This is a genomic window from Psychrobacter sp. FDAARGOS_221 (assembly GCF_002313155.2).
Classification (GTDB): domain Bacteria; phylum Pseudomonadota; class Gammaproteobacteria; order Pseudomonadales; family Moraxellaceae; genus Psychrobacter.
In genome coordinates this window covers 2287918-2306892 of record NZ_NWFK02000001.1, presented here as the reverse complement: position 1 = coordinate 2306892, position 18975 = coordinate 2287918, and the positions used below count along the sequence as shown (strand labels likewise).

General features: G+C 42.6%; 13 protein-coding genes and 5 tRNA genes. 6 read left to right on the top strand and 12 right to left on the bottom strand.

Annotated elements, in window-relative coordinates:
* Window positions 1–48 precede the first annotated feature (48 nt).
* The 10 genes from nusG to A6J60_RS09660 form a co-directional block, all read right to left on the bottom strand.
* The gene (nusG, locus tag A6J60_RS09705) at window positions 49–579 is read right to left on the bottom strand and encodes a transcription termination/antitermination protein NusG (protein ID WP_096065812.1); all 531 of its coding nucleotides are present in this window, start codon (window positions 577–579) and stop codon (window positions 49–51) included.
* 108 nt (window positions 580–687) lie between these two features.
* Window positions 688–1167: a preprotein translocase subunit SecE gene (secE, locus tag A6J60_RS09700; protein ID WP_096065811.1), complete on the bottom strand. Its 480-nt coding sequence runs from the start codon at window positions 1165–1167 to the stop codon at window positions 688–690.
* Window positions 1168–1266: 99 nt separating this feature from the next.
* Window positions 1267–1342: transfer RNA gene (locus A6J60_RS09695), tRNA-Trp, on the bottom strand.
* A gap of 431 nt (window positions 1343–1773) precedes the next feature.
* A complete protein-coding gene (tuf, locus tag A6J60_RS09690) occupies window positions 1774–2964 on the bottom strand; it encodes an elongation factor Tu (protein ID WP_096065810.1) in 1191 nt (396 codons plus the stop codon).
* Between the two features lie 480 nt (window positions 2965–3444).
* A tRNA-Thr gene (locus tag A6J60_RS09685) sits at window positions 3445–3519 on the bottom strand.
* Window positions 3520–3587: 68 nt separating this feature from the next.
* A tRNA-Gly gene (locus A6J60_RS09680) sits at window positions 3588–3661 on the bottom strand.
* Window positions 3662–3831: 170 nt separating this feature from the next.
* A tRNA-Tyr gene (locus tag A6J60_RS09675) sits at window positions 3832–3915 on the bottom strand.
* 68 nt (window positions 3916–3983) lie between these two features.
* Window positions 3984–4059 (bottom strand) — tRNA-Thr (locus A6J60_RS09670).
* Window positions 4060–4175: 116 nt separating this feature from the next.
* Window positions 4176–5981, bottom strand: a complete 1806-nt coding sequence (locus A6J60_RS09665; protein ID WP_096065809.1) for an FHA domain-containing protein — start codon at window positions 5979–5981, stop codon at window positions 4176–4178.
* Window positions 5982–6216: 235 nt separating this feature from the next.
* Window positions 6217–7812 carry a peptide chain release factor 3 gene (locus A6J60_RS09660; protein ID WP_096065808.1) on the bottom strand — a complete coding sequence of 532 codons (1596 nt, stop codon included), beginning with the start codon at window positions 7810–7812 and terminating at the stop codon, window positions 6217–6219.
* Window positions 7813–8373: 561 nt separating this feature from the next.
* On the opposite strand from A6J60_RS09660, the gene A6J60_RS09655 reads away from it, so the two are divergent.
* The 4 genes from A6J60_RS09655 (at window position 8374) to A6J60_RS09640 (ending at window position 13633) form a co-directional block, all read left to right on the top strand.
* Window positions 8374–8793 (top strand): Ohr family peroxiredoxin, encoded by a 420-nt coding sequence (locus A6J60_RS09655; protein ID WP_096065807.1) that lies wholly within the window; start codon window positions 8374–8376, stop codon window positions 8791–8793.
* Window positions 8794–9235: 442 nt separating this feature from the next.
* A complete protein-coding gene (polA, locus tag A6J60_RS09650; protein ID WP_096065806.1) occupies window positions 9236–12205 on the top strand; it encodes a DNA polymerase I in 2970 nt (989 codons plus the stop codon).
* A gap of 279 nt (window positions 12206–12484) precedes the next feature.
* A complete protein-coding gene (locus A6J60_RS09645) occupies window positions 12485–13249 on the top strand; it encodes a MipA/OmpV family protein (RefSeq protein ID WP_193778049.1) in 765 nt (254 codons plus the stop codon).
* 117 nt (window positions 13250–13366) lie between these two features.
* Window positions 13367–13633: a hypothetical protein gene (locus A6J60_RS09640; protein WP_096065804.1), complete on the top strand. Its 267-nt coding sequence runs from the start codon at window positions 13367–13369 to the stop codon at window positions 13631–13633.
* A gap of 14 nt (window positions 13634–13647) precedes the next feature.
* Here A6J60_RS09640 and A6J60_RS09635 read toward each other — a convergent pair whose 3' ends face one another.
* Together A6J60_RS09635 and A6J60_RS09630 are read right to left on the bottom strand one after the other, a co-directional pair.
* The gene (locus A6J60_RS09635; protein ID WP_264755579.1) at window positions 13648–14931 is read right to left on the bottom strand and encodes an oxygenase MpaB family protein; all 1284 of its coding nucleotides are present in this window, start codon (window positions 14929–14931) and stop codon (window positions 13648–13650) included.
* A 152-nt stretch (window positions 14932–15083) separates the two neighbouring features.
* On the bottom strand, window positions 15084–16328 hold the full coding sequence (locus A6J60_RS09630) for an alkane 1-monooxygenase (RefSeq protein ID WP_096065802.1): 1245 nt from the start codon (window positions 16326–16328) through the stop codon (window positions 15084–15086).
* 664 nt (window positions 16329–16992) lie between these two features.
* On the opposite strand from A6J60_RS09630, the gene A6J60_RS09625 reads away from it, so the two are divergent.
* Both A6J60_RS09625 and A6J60_RS09620 read left to right on the top strand, forming a co-directional pair.
* Window positions 16993–17469, top strand: a complete 477-nt coding sequence (locus tag A6J60_RS09625) for a hypothetical protein (protein WP_127891444.1) — start codon at window positions 16993–16995, stop codon at window positions 17467–17469.
* 464 nt (window positions 17470–17933) lie between these two features.
* The gene (locus tag A6J60_RS09620; protein WP_096065800.1) at window positions 17934–18731 is read left to right on the top strand and encodes an SDR family NAD(P)-dependent oxidoreductase; all 798 of its coding nucleotides are present in this window, start codon (window positions 17934–17936) and stop codon (window positions 18729–18731) included.
* Window positions 18732–18975: the final 244 nt, after the last annotated feature.

Genomic DNA, 18975 nt, shown 5'->3' with positions numbered 1-18975 from the left:
AAAGCAAGTTAATAAGCAGAGCACTCCGCTCCCCGGGGGTTAAAATGCTTAGCTTAGTTTTTCAACCTTACTAAACTCTAATTCGACCTGAGTTGGTCTGTTAAATACGTTTACTGTTAACTGTAATTTAGACTTTTCGTAATCGACCTTTTCAACCAAACCTTTAAAGTCTGTAAACGGTCCATCAATAACCAGAACTTCTTCACCTGGTTCAAACAGTGTTTTAGGACGTGGCGCTTCTTCAGTTTGTTTCAGACGATTTAAAATACGATCCGCTTCAACTTTTGTAATCGGCGCTGGGTTTTCTGGTGTACCACCAATAAAACCAGTAATACGTGGGCAATCATTCACAATGTGCCACGTATCATCATTCATTTCCATTTCAATCAATACATAACCCGGAAAGAATTTACGCTCACTTTTACGCTTTTTGCCGTCTTTCATTTCAACGACTTCTTCGGTTGGTACCAAAACCTCACCGAATTTATCAGCAAAATCACTGCGATTGATACGATCCGTCAAATAGCGTTGGACTTGCTTTTCATATCCTGAAAATGCTTGCACGATATACCAGCGCATATGTTTCTCCATGACGTCAATCAAACGACTACTAATTAAAAAAACAGGCTGTGATGCTTAATATAATGATATATAAAGCCCAGCCCTTACAATTTTTGTTATCTGTTATTAGCCGATGAATAAACCGACCAACCAATTAAAGAAGTTATCTAATAACCAAACAATGACAGCGACGATACCAATCACTAATAACGACTGCCAGGTGTACTGAATGGTTTCATTCTTACTTGGCCAAGTTACACGACGTAATTCAATACTGGCATCTTTAAGTAATACCTTAAAGCTACGCCCTTGATTGGTCAGTGCCAAACAAATAATAGATAGAACCACTAATGAGGCGATAATCCCAATGCGAACCCAGATGTCGTTGGCTGGCTGCCAAATACCTGGTAATTTATAGTTCACTAAGGTTGCGCCAATCAAAGCGGCAAATGCAATAGCCCACAGCGCCATATCTTTTGGAGAGCGGGTTTTTGCAACTTCTACTGCGCTTTTATTACTACTAGTAACACTATTACCTGGCGTTTTATGAGCGCTCTGCTTCGCGTCAGATAACTTGTTATCTAGGTTATCCTGTTGGTTGCTCATAATTGAATTGCCTTACGAATTAGACGATAGAGTTAATAACCGCCTATCTGTATGGTAAAAGAAGAGTGCTTGCTAGTGCAGCTAAGACAGTTAAATATATGGCAGGCGATGAGGGACTCGAACCCCCAACCCTCGGTTTTGGAAACCGATGCTCTACCAATTGAGCCAATCGCCTATAGTTAAGGTTGACTATTATACAATCTTTTTTGTGGAATGCAAGCCTTGTTGCTCTCACAAAGTTGATATTGTGTTAATTGCTAATAATCGCCGCTATTGTAATCAATTGACGCTTTATTTTCAAACCTTAAGCATCACTTTTTTAATGCAATAGTTGCTTTTTTTAATGAATTATTTAAATCACATGCTAATTAAATGTCATGCTAAGTCACCTAGCAGATCTAATGACTCAATTTTAAATAACTCAATAAACTGCGCTTAAGGGAAAATAACTTCTTTATATTTATAACGACATATTAAGTATAAGCTAACTACTCATACTGTCTTTTTATCAATATACTCTTTATCAATACGATTTAGCACATAAAAAAAGACCGCCTCAATGAGACGGTCTTTTTCGCTTAATGCGTAGCTAACAACTAATAAATATTAGTCTTTAACGTTAGCAACAACACCAGCACCTACAGTACGGCCACCTTCGCGAATCGCGAAACGTAAACCTTTGTCCATAGCGATTGGGTGGATTAGCTCTACGCTCATCTCAACGTTATCGCCTGGCATTACCATTTCAGTACCTTCTTGTAATGAGATAGCACCCGTTACGTCAGTAGTACGGAAGTAGAACTGTGGACGGTAACCATTTAGGAATGGAGTGTGACGACCACCTTCTTCTTTTGATAGTACGTATACTTCTGCGTCGAAGTTAGTGTGTGGCGTGATTGAACCTGGCTTAGCTAGTACTTGGCCACGTTGTACGTCTTCACGCTTAGTACCACGTAGTAGTACACCACAGTTCTCACCAGCACGACCTTCGTCTAGTAACTTACGGAACATCTCGATACCAGTACAAGTGGTTTTCACTGTGTCTTTGATACCAACGATTTCGATCTCGTCACCAACTTTGATGATACCTGATTCAACACGACCAGTTACAACGGTACCACGACCAGAGATTGAGAATACGTCTTCGATAGGCATTAGGAATGGCTTATCTACGTCACGCTCTGGCTCTGGGATGTAAGTGTCTAGAGTTTGTAGTAGTTCTACTACTGCTGGCTCACCGTATTTGCCGTCATTGCCGTTTAGGGCTTCTAGAGCTGAACCTTTGATGATTGGCGTGTCATCACCTGGGAAGTCGTAGTCTGATAGTAATTCACGTACTTCCATTTCTACTAGTTCTAGTAGCTCTTCGTCATCTACCATGTCACATTTGTTCATGAATACGATGATGTATGGTACACCAACCTGACGTGATAGTAGGATGTGCTCACGAGTTTGTGGCATTGGGCCATCAGTAGCTGATACTACTAGGATAGCGCCGTCCATCTGTGCTGCACCAGTAATCATGTTTTTAACATAGTCAGCGTGACCTGGGCAGTCTACGTGTGCGTAGTGACGTGCTTCAGTGTCATACTCGATGTGTGAGGTGTTAATTGTAATACCACGTGCTTTTTCTTCTGGTGCTGAGTCAATTGCAGCATAGTCTTTGGCTTCGCCGCCAGAAGTTTTAGCTGCTACTGTTGCGATAGCTGCCGTTAAAGTAGTTTTACCGTGGTCAACGTGACCAATTGTACCGACGTTTACGTGCGGCTTGCTTCGTTCGAACTTGGCCTTTGCCATGTGTCTATCCTCTTTATTATGGGTTTACTAAAACAAATAGTATTACCAGGTTATCACAAACTGTGTTTGCTTATTAGAAGCGGCAAGCTGATTGTCTAGCTACTGCTGTCTTCTCAATTGTTATTACTTTATTATTTATAATGATCGGTTGTGCTAAATGTCTAACTACTGAGCATAATAGGATTTAGTTTATGACAACACTAAAAGGCAACACGAAGTGCTGCCTATCAAATAATTATCTCATTACTGCTGTCATTTGGTTCAAGGTCATTGTCAGCCCTTGTAGATATTTTGATTTAAAAATAATCACCTATTAATTAACTCAGTCAGACCAGCTCAATTAAACCAAACTTATAAAATATAAAAAGATGTTCAATAAAAGCAAATGGCTTTTAGTTAATTGCTAAAACCAATTTTGTTCGTTTAACGTTACTTAACTCAACTACCGTATATAGACCGAACTTAATGCAACTTAAATAGTGGAGCTCATATCGAGAATTGAACTCGAGACCTCTCCCTTACCAAGGGAGTGCTCTACCGCTGAGCTATATGAGCATAATGAACTATTTATATGGTGCGACTAAGTTTTTGCGATCTTTTGCCAAGCTATTGTGTTGATAAGTTGGAGCGGGTGGCGGGAATCGAACCCGCGCCATCAGCTTGGAAGGCTGAGGTTCTACCATTAAACCACACCCGCAAATCAATGCTTGCTTACACTACCAATATGCTTATAAAAAACATCTTATGCATAATGACCTAAAAGTGCCTGATAGCATTCTTTTTAGCTAATAGGCAATTAGGGTTGATAGCATCGCTGATCTTGGTAGATTAACACTTGAACATGTTTTTGAAAATACTGCTAGAAAATGGTGGTGGGGGAAGGATTCGAACCTTCGAAGCTTTCGCGACAGATTTACAGTCTGTTGGGTTTGACCGCTCCCCAACCCCACCTAAGGTGTAAAACTATGAATAGTGAAATAGTCTTACTAAAATTGCTAGAAGCAAAGTACTCTGAAGAATGGTGCCGACTGCCGGAATCGAACTGGCGACCTACTGATTACAAGTCAGTTGCTCTACCAACTGAGCTAAGTCGGCTTGTTCCTTCAAAGTGGTGAGTATTCTAGCAAATATTTTCTAAAACACAACCCCTAATTGCACTTTTTTTTAAATTATTTTCATTTTTTTGTTTTTTACCACAAAAAACCGGCCTGTTAATTGCTGTTATATAACCATAAAGCAACCGCTAAGCCCACTAAAATCAACACAATCCAAAGCGCCATGCTATTTCCTTTTGGATTAGTATTATTTGCAGGCGTTTGGCTATTAGCATGAGCAACAGGATGCGGTTTTGGCTCAGATATTGGATTTTCCGCTTTCGGATGCGAATTTTCGATACCTGATAATTGACCCGTTGCCGCTTCTCTTGCTTTTTCGACTTCAGGATCTGCATCTTCAACCAAAGCTTCTTTATGCTCAGGTTGCTGTTGTTCAGATGACTGCGTATCAGCAATCTGTTGTGCTGTATTGTCCACTACTGGCTGTTCAGTGGCAGGTGGTACGCTGCTTTGATTTGGATCACCGACTGGAATAGGTTCTTCAAGCTCAGCCTCAAGCGCCTCTTCTAATCTTTCTTCACTGATTTGCTCAACAGTTTCAGTTTTTGTTTCTGCTGTATCATGTTTTGGCTGCGCATCAACATCACTAGCAACTGGCTGAGTGTCTACTGCTTGCTGCTCAACCACTTCCTGCTCTGCTGACGCTTCATCCGCTACGTTAGGAGCGATAGTTTCTGTAGTAGTCGTACTACCCTCATCTGCTTCAGACGCAACCACAGGCGCATCTGCTGCGCTGTCAGCTGCTGGTAACACGGTAAACTCAAAGCTTGCAAACTGAACCACATCTTCTACAGATAACGATTCTGCTTGATTGGCTGCTAATTGCTTTTCGTTAACAAATGTACCATTCGATGAGCCTAAGTCAGTCACAGTCAAGCTACCATCGTCAAGCACGTCTAGCTTAGCGTGATTGCGTGATACTTCCTTGCTGCCCAGCACCACATCATTATCGGTGCCACGGCCAACAGACAGCGTCTGCGTCACTGGTATGGTCAAATCACCCAAGACGTCAGTCAGGGCAGACAATTGCCATTTACTAGTACCAGTTGTGCTGTTTGCAACATCGGTATCTTCGGTTGTGGCTGTTTCTGTGGCCGCTGGTACTAATTGAGCCGCTACTTGTTGGGTGCTACCTTCATGCTGCGCAGCCAATACTCTTAGGCTACCAAAGCTAATAACATCATCAGAATTAACCAGTACGGGCTCATTAGCAGGTGCTTTTACACTGTGTACAGAAGTACCTGTGCTGCTACCTAAGTCTGTCACATACAGCTGATTACCTTCGACGCTTAACTTAGCATGGTGATCAGCAACCTGATCGCTATCAATAACCACATCATTATCATCAGCACGACCCACTGTTAACTGATCAGCGGTACCGAAACTAATATCGCCCAGGCTATCTGAAATGGCGGTAAACTGCCATGGCTTAGCATCCGCCGCTGCTGCCGCTGCAACCGTTGCGATAGAAGCCAGTGGAGCAGCTGGTGATGATGTTTCAGCAGTATCAGTTGCTTGACGACCATTAGTGTCTTCAACGTCAGCTTGCTCAGACGCTGCTACAAGCTCTTCTGTGGCTTGCGCATCATTATCTAGGTGTACCAATACTCTTAAGGTACCAAAGCTAAGCACATCGTCTGAATTGACAGGATGCGGCTCATTAGGTGTCACTTTCTTATTATTAATAAAAGTGCCGTGTACTGTACCTAAGTCGGTGACCATTAGCTGGTCATTTTCTACGCTTAGTTTTGCATGTTGTAGAGCAACTTGGTTGCTGCTGATAACCACGTCATTATCATATCTGCGTCCGACACTCAGTTGATCGTCGAATTTGGCTTCAAGATCGCCTAGTGAGTCGCTAATTGCAGTTAATGTCCAAGACTTATTAGCCGATGTTGTCATGCGAGATCTCCATTCTGATTTTATTGATGATTAAAACAACTTATTTATAGTGTACTTATTTAGGTTATTCGCTTTGTTGATAATAATAAATTCTACCCTATTTGCAACACAACGTATGTTTAAACTGTGTTTTAGCAGTTTAACAGCACTTACAAAAAAACGCCCTTTGATAAGGGCGTCTTAATGATAAATTACAAAAGTGTCAGTCCATAGCTTTTACTTGATATTCAAAGCTTTAGTGCTCACGGGTACTACTAAACTCAACTTCAGGATAACGATCCTGCATCAGTTGCAAGTTAACGCGGCTTGGTGCTAGATAGGTTAAATAACCACCGCCATCGATAGACAGCTGGTCATGCGCTTTTTTCTTAAACTTGGCCAATACTGCCTCATCATCACAATGAATCCAGCGTACTGTGGCAATAGACACCGGCTCAAAAGTACACTGCACTTTGTATTCTTCTTTTAGTCTGTGCGCAACCACTTCGAACTGCAACACACCCACGGCGCCCAAAATTAAATCGTTATTAATCTGAGGCATAAACACCTGAGTTGCGCCCTCTTCAGACAGCTGCTGCAAACCTTTTTGCAATGCTTTAGATTTTAGCGGATCTTTTAACACCACGCGGCGGAATAGCTCTGGCGCAAAGTGAGGAATACCAGTGAAGTTTAAGTCTTCACCTTCGGTAAAACTGTCACCAATACTAATAGTCCCGTGGTTATGCAGACCAATAATATCGCCTGGATACGCTTCCTCTAACGCCTCACGGTCACCTGCTAAGAAGGTCAATGCATCAGAGATACGCACCTCTTTGCCCAAGCTGACATGCTTCATCTTCATGCCTTTTTCATACTTGCCTGAGCACACACGCAAGAACGCAATGCGGTCACGGTGACGTGGGTCCATATTGGCCTGAATCTTAAACACAAACCCACTAAAGGCTGTCTCGTCTGCTGCCACTTCACGCTCTTGGGTCGGGTGATTTTTTGGTGGTGGCGCATGCTCAATTAAGGTATCCAGCACCATATTTACCCCAAAGTTACCCAACGCTGTACCGAATAATACTGGTGTCATTTCCCCTTTTAGGAACATATCGACATCGAAGTCTTCGAGCGCCATCTGTACCAGTTCTAGCGATTCTTCAAAGGCAGAGAATGCTAATGGTCCTAGACGTTCACGAATGTCTGGATAATCGTAGCCGTCACGGGTTTCTATCTCAGTTATTTCACCGCCATGACCTTTGCTATATAAATAGGTTTTGTCTTCGGTTAAGTGATAAACACCTACGAAATCTTGCCCCATACCAATCGGCCAAGTCACGGGCACACATTTGATTTTAAGCACGTTTTCAATTTCATCTAACAGCTCAAGTGGGTCACGAATCTGACGGTCTAGCTTGTTAACGAAAGAGATAATCGGTGTGTCACGCATACGACACACTTCCATTAATTTAATGGTACGTTCCTCAACACCTTTCGCGCCATCGACCATCATTAGCGCGCTATCTACAGCGGTTAATGTGCGGTAAGTATCCTCAGAGAAATCGGCGTGACCTGGAGTATCTAGTAGGTTAACGATATGATCTTTATAAGGAAACTGCATCACTGAGGTGGTAATCGAGATACCACGCTCTTGCTCCATACTCATCCAATCTGAGGTGGCATGGCGATCGGTTTTACGACTCTTCACTTCACCAACTACCTGAATGGCCTGACCCCAAAGCAACAGCTTTTCGGTCATGGTGGTTTTACCCGCATCCGGGTGAGAGATAATGGCGAATGTGCGTCGTTTGGCGACTTCTTTGGCTAAGGTTTTAGGATCTACGCTCATAATTTAGGTTCAACTGTGGTGTCATTTAATAAGGATGATGATTCAATAAATAGGATATTTGATAAAGATGATTTTCAATTTTAAAAAAGGGTTGCTATCGATGGGGCATTAAACCAATAGCCCTATTTAATAGTAGCAGGTTCAATAATGAGCCATCACAACCAATGAAAATAATGCCGCTATTGTATCTGATTTCGCTTCTCTGTGCGAAAAATCTGCGTGTTCAGATCCAGTCATTGGTCCAATCATAGCCACTTATCGTCAACCATAGCCGCTTATCCAAAGTCATTCGTACAATGACTGTTACTTGACTCAACATAGTCATATCAGAGTGCCTTATAAGACTGTGTCATTATTAAGTCATGTCACATAAACCATCAAAAACACACAAAGCTGCTGTAAACACTTACGACTCATACACGTAAAGTTGTGATGTGGTTGCTACTATAATGATTATCAGTTAATGCTGTTAGTTAATAAGATATTTAACCAAACCGTTATTTATCCAGCAGATTATAAAACTCACAAATTCAAATAAATTCAAATAATAAGGAATGCACTATGAAAACTATTTATTCAACAGTGGCTACTGTAAAAAACGGAAGAATGGGTTCGGCAACAGTTAATGACAGCGACCTAGTTATTAACATGGTACCACCAAGCACAGACGAAGATGCGGATGGTAATAACCCAGAGCAGCTATTTGCTATGGGCTATGGTGCTTGCTTTGACAGCGCATTAGGCGTGGTAAAAAAACAAAAAGACGCTAAATTTGACTCAACCACCGAAGTTGAAGTTGAGCTATTAGCCGGCGGCATGCATGATTATAACCTAGGCGTTAGAATCCATGTGATTGTTGAGAATACTGACCTATCAGCGGATGAGATTCAAGCCTTGGTCGAAGAAGCACACAAAGTTTGCCCATACTCAAAAGCTGTGAAAGGCAACATCGATGTTGAAGTTGGCTCTGAAGTAAAATAAGTACTTTTGCTTATACTTATATACTTATAAAATTCGTAGCTTAATAAAGCAGCATATAAAATTGCCAACAAAACAGGGTGACGCTTAACGCGAGCCTGTTTGTTGTAAAACGCTCAATTCGTATTAACGGATTGAGCGTTTTTTATGGCACCGGTTTTAAGGAACCAGCAAACCCTTTTGACAATCGACCCATGGCCGGTCTATTTTTTGGTTATAATAACCGCATTAATAAAAATACAAACCAACCACTTGCTGCTGACTTTTCATCTTATAGTCAAAGAAATCTAAAATGGTTACAAGGCAACCGAGCGCAAGTACTACAACTGTAGACTTAGCGAGGTTAACACTGTAACTGTTTAGTAGTTCGCTGACTATATTTGATTTTGAATTGATTTATATCTTGCTAAACACTATTTAAATTTGACTGCTTTTTAGGATTATTATGACTGATAACACCAATAATATTACCGACACCTCTCACGATGCACTCGATCCAAATGAGCTGCCTACATTTGATGACATGCCCAATGTCGCCAGCATGGACATCAGTCATATTAATAAAGAACAGCCGCCATTTATTTTAGTCGACGGCTCCTATTATCTGTTCCGTACTTATCATGCGTTGCCAAAAACCATGATGAATACTCAAGGGCTAACTACCAATGCCATTCGCGGTACGCTCAATGCCCTGCTTAAAGTGATGCGTCGTTATAACCCTACTCATATGGCGGTTTGCTTTGACACCAAGTCACCGACATTTCGTCACACCATGTCTGAAGAATACAAGGCCAATCGTCCAAAAATGGACCCTGAACTGGCCGAACAGATTCCTTATATCCATCGCTTGGTACGCGCACTTGGTATCCCGTTACTTCGCATTGAAGGCGCTGAAGCGGATGACATTATCGGTACACTGACCCAACGCGCGGTTGCAGAAGGTCATCATGTGGTGATTTCAACCGGTGATAAAGACATGGCGCAGCTGGTCAACGACTGTGTGATATTAGAAGACAGCTTCACTGGCAAAGTCACTGACGTGCAAGGCGTGAAAGAACGCTTTGGTATCAAGCCCGCCCAAATGATTGACTATTTAACTCTCATGGGAGATGCCTCAGACGGTATTAAAGGCGTGCCTGGTATCGGTAAAAAGACCGCTGAAAAGCTGCTCAACGAATATGGCTCATTGGACGAAATTTTAGCCAATGCAGAAAACATCAAAGGCCGCGCTGGAAAAAACCTAGTCGAGCACGCTGATGATGTACCGATGAACAAACAACTGGCAACCATCGTTACCAACTTGTCTATCGGACAGGACTGGGAAGACCTACGTATTAATACTGACAGCACAGCGTTCATTGATGAGCTGCGTGATTTATACAGCGAACTTGAATTCAAAAATGAATTGGCATCGCTTGAACATCCTAACCATCCTGCCAACGCGCAAAGCCGTAGTGTCGATGACAGCAAAGCCAGTGCCGAATCACAAGCGCAGATTGCCAAAACCCTACAAAGCCAGACTCAAGCTGCCATTATCGAGCAAGTCAAAGACAGCAAGGATCACGAAAAAGCCTGGCATACCATATTAGATGAGCCAGCATTTGATAGCTTATTGGCAAGACTAGAAGCTGCGCCCTACTTCGCAGTTGATACCGAAACTACCAGCATCAACTGGCGTGAAGCCGATATCGTGGGTTTGTCTTTTGCATTGCAGGCCCATGAAGCCTATTACATCCCGCTCAATCATAAATTAGAAGAGGATCCGCTGACAGCCAAACAGTTAGATCAGCAAACAGTACTGGCAAAGCTAAAACCAATTTTAGAAAATCAAGACATCGGCAAGATTGGTCAAAACTTAAAATATGATGCGCATGTACTGCGTCGTTATGACATTAATTTAAATATCAGTCCAAAAAACTGGGCTATGGACACCATGCTTGCCAGCTATGTTTTAAACGCTGCCGCAACCCGTCATAGCATGGACGACTTGGCCCGCCATTATCTACACACCCAAACCATTACTTATGAAGACGTGGCTGGTAAGGGTGCTAAGCAAGTGACCTTTGATCAAGTGGCAATCGATATTGCCAGTGACTATGCGTGTGAAGATGCCGACATCACCTATCAATTGTTTGAGCTATTCCAAGGTCAGCTCAAAGACGACAGCATCAACCTGCGTCTACTGCATGAGTTAGAAATCCCTGTATCGCAAATCTTAGGTGAGATGGAAGCGACCGGTATTTTAATCAAACGCTCTTTCTTAAATGAGCTGTCTCAGCGCTTCGATGAAGAAATTGGTGAGCTTGAAAAGCAAGCCTACTATGAAGCTGGCGAAGAATTTAACTTAGGTTCACCCAAGCAGTTGGGCGAGATGTTATTTGAAAAGTTAGGCGTGGTTGGCGGTAAAAAGACCAAGTCTGGCCAGTATTCAACCGGTGAAGCTATTTTGTCAAAAATAGATCACCCACTTGCAGAGATTGCGCTTGAGTATCGCAGCTTAGCCAAACTTAAGAACACCTATACTGATGCGCTTGATGCAGTGGCTGACAAAGACACTGACCGCGTGCATACCAGCTATCATCAAGCACTGACCAGTACAGGGCGTTTGTCTTCAACCGATCCTAACTTACAAAACATTCCGATTCGTACTAAGACAGGTCGCTTAATTCGCCAGGCCTTTATTGCACCAGAAGGGCGTGTGATTTTGGCAGCCGACTACTCGCAAGTGGAACTGCGCTTGATGGCACATTTCTCTGGCGATGAAAACTTAACCCGTGCGTTTAATGAAGGTCTGGATATTCACAGTGCCACAGCCGCTGAAGTACTGGGCAAACCTGTCGCAGACGTGACCCCGACTGAACGTCGTAACGCCAAAGCCATTAACTTTGGTCTGTTATACGGTATGGGCGCCTTTGGTCTGGCCAAACAGTTAGAAATGACGCGCAACGAAGCACAAAGCTATATTAAACAATACTTTGAGCGTTATCCTGGCGTACAGCAATATATGGAAGATACCCGCAATAGCGCGCTACAACATGGCTATATCGAAACCATCTTAGGTCGTAAGCTCTATACTCCAGATATTGAGCACAGCAATCAAATGGTTCGCCGTGGTGCAGAGCGTGCAGCGATTAACGCCCCACTACAAGGCAGTGCCGCGGACTTGATTAAGCTGGCAATGGTTGCCGTCGACAAAGTATTGCCAAAAGACAATGCCAAAATGCTGCTGCAAGTGCATGATGAATTGGTGTTTGAAGTCGATGCCGATAAAGTAGATGAGATTGCAGCCCTGATTAAAACGGCAATGCAAAACGTACTAAGTGACACGGCGAAAGAGCTGGGCTGGGAGGTTGACTTTGCGGTGCCATTATTAGTTGAAACCGGCGTTGGTAATAACTGGGATGAGGCGCATTAAGCCAGTGCTATAAACCCTGTTTAACACTCGATAGACAAATGGGACTGGTTGCTTTTGGCGCCAGTCCTTTTTCATTTAGCCTATTTTTCCTAACCAATTTCACCAATAACAAAATTCGATATTATTACCCGACATTGGTTGATAACTGCTATTATAGAGATAATAACCTGCTTAAGGACTAGCATGAACTACCTATCAAATCAAAAACTTACGTCTCTAACAACACACGTATTACACTCAATAAATCAGCACAAACCAGCACTGATTAGCCCTGTCTCTATGTTGACTCCTGTTTCACTGTTGACAATGATACTGCTTAGTAGTCAGGCCGTTGCTCAAGATCAACCTAATGCCAGCAATGCTGAAGATAACAGCCAACTTAGTGTTGGGGTTAGCGCGATGTATGTGAATAATGCATACGACGCTGACAATAAAGTTCGCGTACTGCCCAGCATCTATTATGATAATGGCCAAGTGTATCTTAAAGGCATCCAGTTGGGCGGCTACTTATATGATGATGACACCAGCAAAGTCACTGCCTTTATCCAACCGGGCGGAAACAAGTTTGATCCTGACGATGCCAATGGGGCTTTACGTGGATTAGACAAACGCAAAGTGTCTGGCATGGCTGGGGTTGGTTATCAGCGCCGTGTATCCTACGCCCTCGTTAGTGCTCAGCTTGCCACCGATGTACTCAGTAACAGTAAAGGAACTACCGCCAAGTTATCAGTCGGCACCCGCTTACCGTTAGGCAAAGTTATGGTCATGCCGAGTATTGGCGTTGAATGGGTCAATGACAATTACAACGAATATTATTATGGCGTATCTGAGAAAGAGTCGGCGCAAACAGGGGTTCGCAACTATAAGCCTGGCTCAAGCATCAATCCTTACATTAATGTCAGTGCCAATTATAAGATAAACCAAGACTGGTCATTATTCTTAGGTCAAGCCGTGAGCTATTTGCCGGATGAGCAATATGATAGCCCTATGGTCGATGACCGTGTGAGCTACCGAACCACCTTGGGCGTCAGTTATGACTTTTAAAACGCCTTTATAGACGCTATTGATAGCGAAACAACGGTTAAAGCTGTTGATATTAAAACAAGTTTTAAGTTAGTAGAGATAAAATCGACGGACTGAAATGGATTGATGAGGCTTGGCATGTCTTTGGAACAGATCATCTATTTGCTATTCATTATCTTTTTACTGTTTTCTTTATATGTGAAAAGTAAAAAAATTGAGCATCTAGAGGCAAGAATCAAACAGTTAAGCGCTCGCTCTTCAGGCGATGGTTCTGAAGATGAGCGCTTGCTCTATTTACGAAATCACTTGGCAGAGTTAGATAAAGTGAAAGCGATTAAAGCGCTGCGCAAACGTTATCCTGAATTGTCACTGATTGAAGCAAATGAGTTGTGGCAACAACGATAAATATTAGGGCAGATTTACAGCGTTTTTTTATTGGCATAATAAGGATCATTTTTCTTAAGCCACCAGTTCATATTGTCTTGGCGAGTACGTCTAAATCGCTCAATCCGTTTCTCAAGCTTAGGATGCAACTGACGCGCGGTATCTATGCCAAATAATATAGGCGCAGTAAGTAGCACCCCCTGCCGCAATGGCAGCTTGGGCAATTTCAACCCATCTCCCACATCATCGCCGACAAAGGTCCGAGTGACGCTGGCATTGACCAGCTCAACTGCATGACCACGCCAATTGGTCTCACCCATAATCTGTGACGGCAAATCATGCAGCGCTTTGGCAAGCGGCCTACCGACCTCAAAGTCTAACTTTTGTACCGATAGATAATGATAAAACCATCCCCATGACTCCTGTTCAGTGTTAGGAATACGCGCTAAGTCTACCCCCATCCACCAGGTTGCTAACCGCCACAGATGCATAATGCCTCTGGCTTCTTCCTCGCTAATGCGCGCGCCAAGCCACTTTAGACCTTGAGAGATGAGCAGTGAAAACTGTAAATGAGTCGCTATCATATCCGACTGGTTAATCGGCTGCGCCCAATACTGGGTATCAAAGCCCTCTTTGACCAAGCCTTTTCGAATCATGCTGTGCAGTTGACGCACTCTTATGGTTTGCCGCCACGCTTCTCCGCCAATCGCTAACACGGTGTCATCACCGGTGATTTTTGGATGTTCAGACACCGCCATCATATAACCATAAGTACGGTATAGACGTGGCAGCGCATCGTGTACCAATGCGCCGGTTTTAATCAGTGGTAATGATAAGGCAGGAATACTGTAGCCGGCCATTAATGCCACGTTGCGCAGCAGCCAGACTAAGGTCAGCGGATAGCGCCGATAGGCAATCGCCCCTTTTTCAGCAAGCTTAGCGTCAAACCAATCAGGGTGCGTGGCAAACTGCTCACGCAACTGTTGAAAGTCCGGATCATCGAGCAGATGCGCTCGATCTGATGCCTCAAACCCAGCTTTATCAACGATAGATTGCTGCAGCGCATCGGCAAATCTACCGTGTTTTTTGATAATCGCGTCAACCACAGCATCAGTAATCTCGTAGCCATTGGCTATTTGATCTAATCGCTCAGGCTTAATGGTATAGTCGCTGGGTAATAAAAACCGGCGCATACGCTGTAGCACTTGCAGGTCTTGATTCTCATCGAGACGTGCCGTGCGGCCATAGTCATAGATAGATGTCGCTTTGTGTTTGTTGGTCATGACTGTTTTGGAGCGAGCTGTTGTTTGTGAATCCATAGTACTCTTATCCTTTAACCACATGAACCTTACTTGTCCTTTAGTCACACTTGGCTGCAACCACAAAGCGGCCATCCCGAAGTGGCAGTCTTGAAGCGACAATCACAAGACGGAAATCACGAAATGGCAGTCACGAACTGATAGCCTGCGTGCTATTTTTTAAATTTACCAAGCCAATCTAAGCCTTTTTGTACATATTCGGTCGCACGCTGCATACTTGGACTTAGTGGTTTGTCATGCATATTAATGCGACTCATATCACCCTTATAATGCGCCACTACCCGCTTATTCATCATCGCAAACCATAATGGCGGAATATAAGCCGGCACAATCATACTGGCATAGCCACTGGGCAGCTGTGGCGACTCATCAAAGTGGCGCAACACCTGATATGGACGGCTTGGATGAGCATGATGGTCTGAATGACGCTGCAATTGATATAAGAATAAGTTGGTCACTGTGTTATTACTGTTCCAGCTATGCTCAGGGCGGGTCGGCTCATAGCGACCATTGGCATCTTTTTGGCGCAATAGACCATAATGCTCTAAGTAATTGACTGACTCTAATAAACTAAAACCATACAGGGCTTGAATGGCGATAAACGGAATCACCTTTTTGCCATTGAGCATATACAGCGCGGCATATAAGGCAGCGGTGATGGCCCAGCCTTGAAGCAGCTCATTGTTTTTGTGCCAAAAGCCTTTATTACGACGCTCCAAGCGTTTGCGCTCAATGTTAATGGCTGAACGCAATCCACCGATGACCGTACGCGGTAAAAACTGCCAAAAACTTTCGTTGTAACGGCTGGTAGCCGGATCTTGTGGGGTAGCAACCCAGCGATGATGGCCAAAGTTATGCTCAATAGCAAAGTGACCATAGGCCGATGGCGCCAAACTAAATCTTGCCAAAGTACGGTTTAGCGAGTCTTGTTTGTGACCCAGCTCATGCGCAGCATTAATTGCAATGCCACTACCGATACCGGCAGTAATGGCCACACCCAGCTTGTTATACCAAGGCATTTTACGGTGTGTGAACTGATGAGCGGCAATGAAGAGTGCGGTATAATTTAGCGGGATAAAGGCATGTACAATCTTTTGATAATAGGCGTCATTTTCAAGCGCTTTAAACGCAGATTCAGTTAAGTTATCGTCATCCTTACCAATGAGCACATCCAGCGCTGGAATAAAGCCATAAGTGAACAAACTGCCCGACCAAGCTACTAATGTATTTTTTAAGTCTGGGCCTTGCTGATCTTTCACTCCCAGATACATCGCCCACCCAATAATGGGTGCCAATGGACTGAGTAACCACATTTTGCGCTTAGGATCTGACAGGCGATTATAGGCAACCGCCTTGCTGATTTGATAATGTTGTTCAGGCTGTAGATTAGCGCTCATATTACGCTCCTTGTATTTGAGATAAATGCTGAAATGTTCTGAAATAGATACGACTGTGTATTAATTGAGGTGTTAAGCGTATGTATTTATTGAAAATGTTGTTTGGCTTATTGCTTAACTTATTGTTTGACTAAGACATCCTTGCTTAGTAGATTCATATTAGCATATTTATATGGCCAAGTTTAAAGACACCTTTTTTAAAGCCTGTCGAAGCCTAACATCTAAATGTTAACTAACCGATAATGAGTAATATGAACGCATTAGTCTATGACGGCTCTGGTAATATGGCCTGCTTTAACGGTATAATAAAAAAATTATAAACAATACAGTCTAAATATTAAGCTTGTCTTCACCCAATACTTTTATTGAATGATTCCTTCTATAAAGATAAGCTCAGTGGCTACTGTGCTGTTACTGCTTATCTTACTTTTATAGCGCTTAAAACAACCTCTATTTTATCCCATATTCTATTGATACAACACGTATTAATTGAACTATACGTTGCATCTTGCTGTAATAAATTCAGGAGACCACTATCATTACTGAAGATAGCCTCATAGAAATCCTTGAAGCCTTGGCTTTACTATTATGCTTAATCCCGTCTGCAAAATATGCGTTCAATAGTCAGCTTAAAATAGGCTGGCTGTTTTGGGTCGCCTCGATTTTGATCTTTATCTCAGCCATTCGCCGAGAGTTAAGCTTTATTCCAAAATTATTCATCACTGAGACTTATCTGATTCTAGGCCGCTCTTATTACTGGTGGGAAGATGTGTTTTTAATCTCGATTGCGCTCATTGCATTGGCATTCTTAGTGCTCTCATGGCGCTACCTGTGGGGTTTCTTAAAAATCACACCAAAGGCGTTGTACGTGAGTGTCACTAGCTTAGTGTTTACCCAGTATTTGGGCGAAAACGGCATTGGCTTTAGTCATGATGCCGGCGTAATGGTAGAAGAAATTTCTGAAGCCACTATTTATCTGATTGACTTCTTGTATTTATGGCGCTTTAAATTGTCTGAATTTGAATACAATCTGAGCCCTGACCATGTCAAAAACCCTGCTGTACACTCTAGCTCATATAGTGACGCTCAATCTGAAGTCTCTGAGGACGAGTTAGAATACAAGTCGCCTAAGTCTTGTTAGTTTCTAGCTATTGGTCGTTATTTCAGTGACCAATAGCATCGCAAACAGCTTGTTTTAAAAACTTCTAATCTCAATAATTCTCCAACTATCTCTTTAAATAGCCCCTGCTCTTTAAAGAGCTTCTGTAAACAATTCTAACCAAACCTGCCTCTGAAAAATCTCTTCTGAACAACACAGCTATTTGACTAAAATAGCGCTGCAATTGGTTATTAAAAATAAAGTTGATGGTCAAAAAACAAATTAAACAGAACAAAAGTTTGACATAAACCCGTGAGTACATTGTTTTTTTTGCTAAAACCACACCGGTTATGCATTATAGCTATACAGTCTATGTAACTTTCATTTATATGAATAAGCAGTATTTTGGATTAATAAATATGCTTTAGATTAATAAACAGCCTCACATTCAGAATGGCTGACCACTCACAATACTTTTTTAATTAACAAAGACAAGGACGCGCTTAATGACCCCTCTTTCAATTCTAATTACCGGTGCCTCTCGTGGCATTGGCTTAACTACCGCAAAAAAACTGGCCGCCAAAGGTCATAATGTTGGCCTATTCGATATCGATGTGGAACAACTTGAAACTGCTCTAAACGATAAAGCCTTTAAAAAGGCCATTAAATCAAACTCAATAGCCCACGGCAATTTGGACGTCACTCTCCCTGAAGACTGGGACGCCGCTATTGAATTAATGAATGAAAAATTTGGTAGTATTGATGTCTTAATCAACAACGCGGGTATCTTGGTGACCGGTGATTTGCCTGATACCAACCTAGATGCGCAATTAAAGTTGGTCGATATCAACTGTAAAGGCGTACTGACCGGCTGTCATAAAGTCGGTAGCCAAATGACAGGTCAAAGTTATGAGAAGATCATCAACCTCTCATCTGCCTCTGCCATTTATGGTCAACCTGAAATTGCACCCTACTCTGCCAGTAAATTCTTTGTTCGCGGCTTAACAGAAGCATTGAATATCGAATTTGAACCAAAAGGCATTAAAGTGGTCGATGTGATGCCACTTTGGGTACAAACCGATATGACTAAAGGTGTGAGCGTGACCAGTATTGATCGCTTGGGCTTAAACCTAACCGCTGACGATGTGGGCAAATTGCTTTACAAACTATCAGTTGCGCCTAATAAAAAGCTGACCAAAACTCACTATTCAGTAGGTATCCCTGCGAAAGTATTTAATGCACTGGCACAAATTTCGCCAAGTGCTTCTATGGTACGCTGGGTTAATAAAATGGTCGGTGCCTAGCATCCGTTCAACAAGCTATTTAAAAAAATATTCAATATAAGTCGGCACTGTGCCGGCTTTTTTATTGGTCGTAGCAAACGCATATAAGTTACAACTCTTAACGTCTCTAACATAACCTGCACAACACATAACTGAAGCCTTACCGATAAACTTTAAATCCGTGTTTATAATTTAATTATTCAGTTGTTATTAATTAGCCAGTAATTATTTAGTTAGTAATTTAGTTAACTGATTAACTGACCAA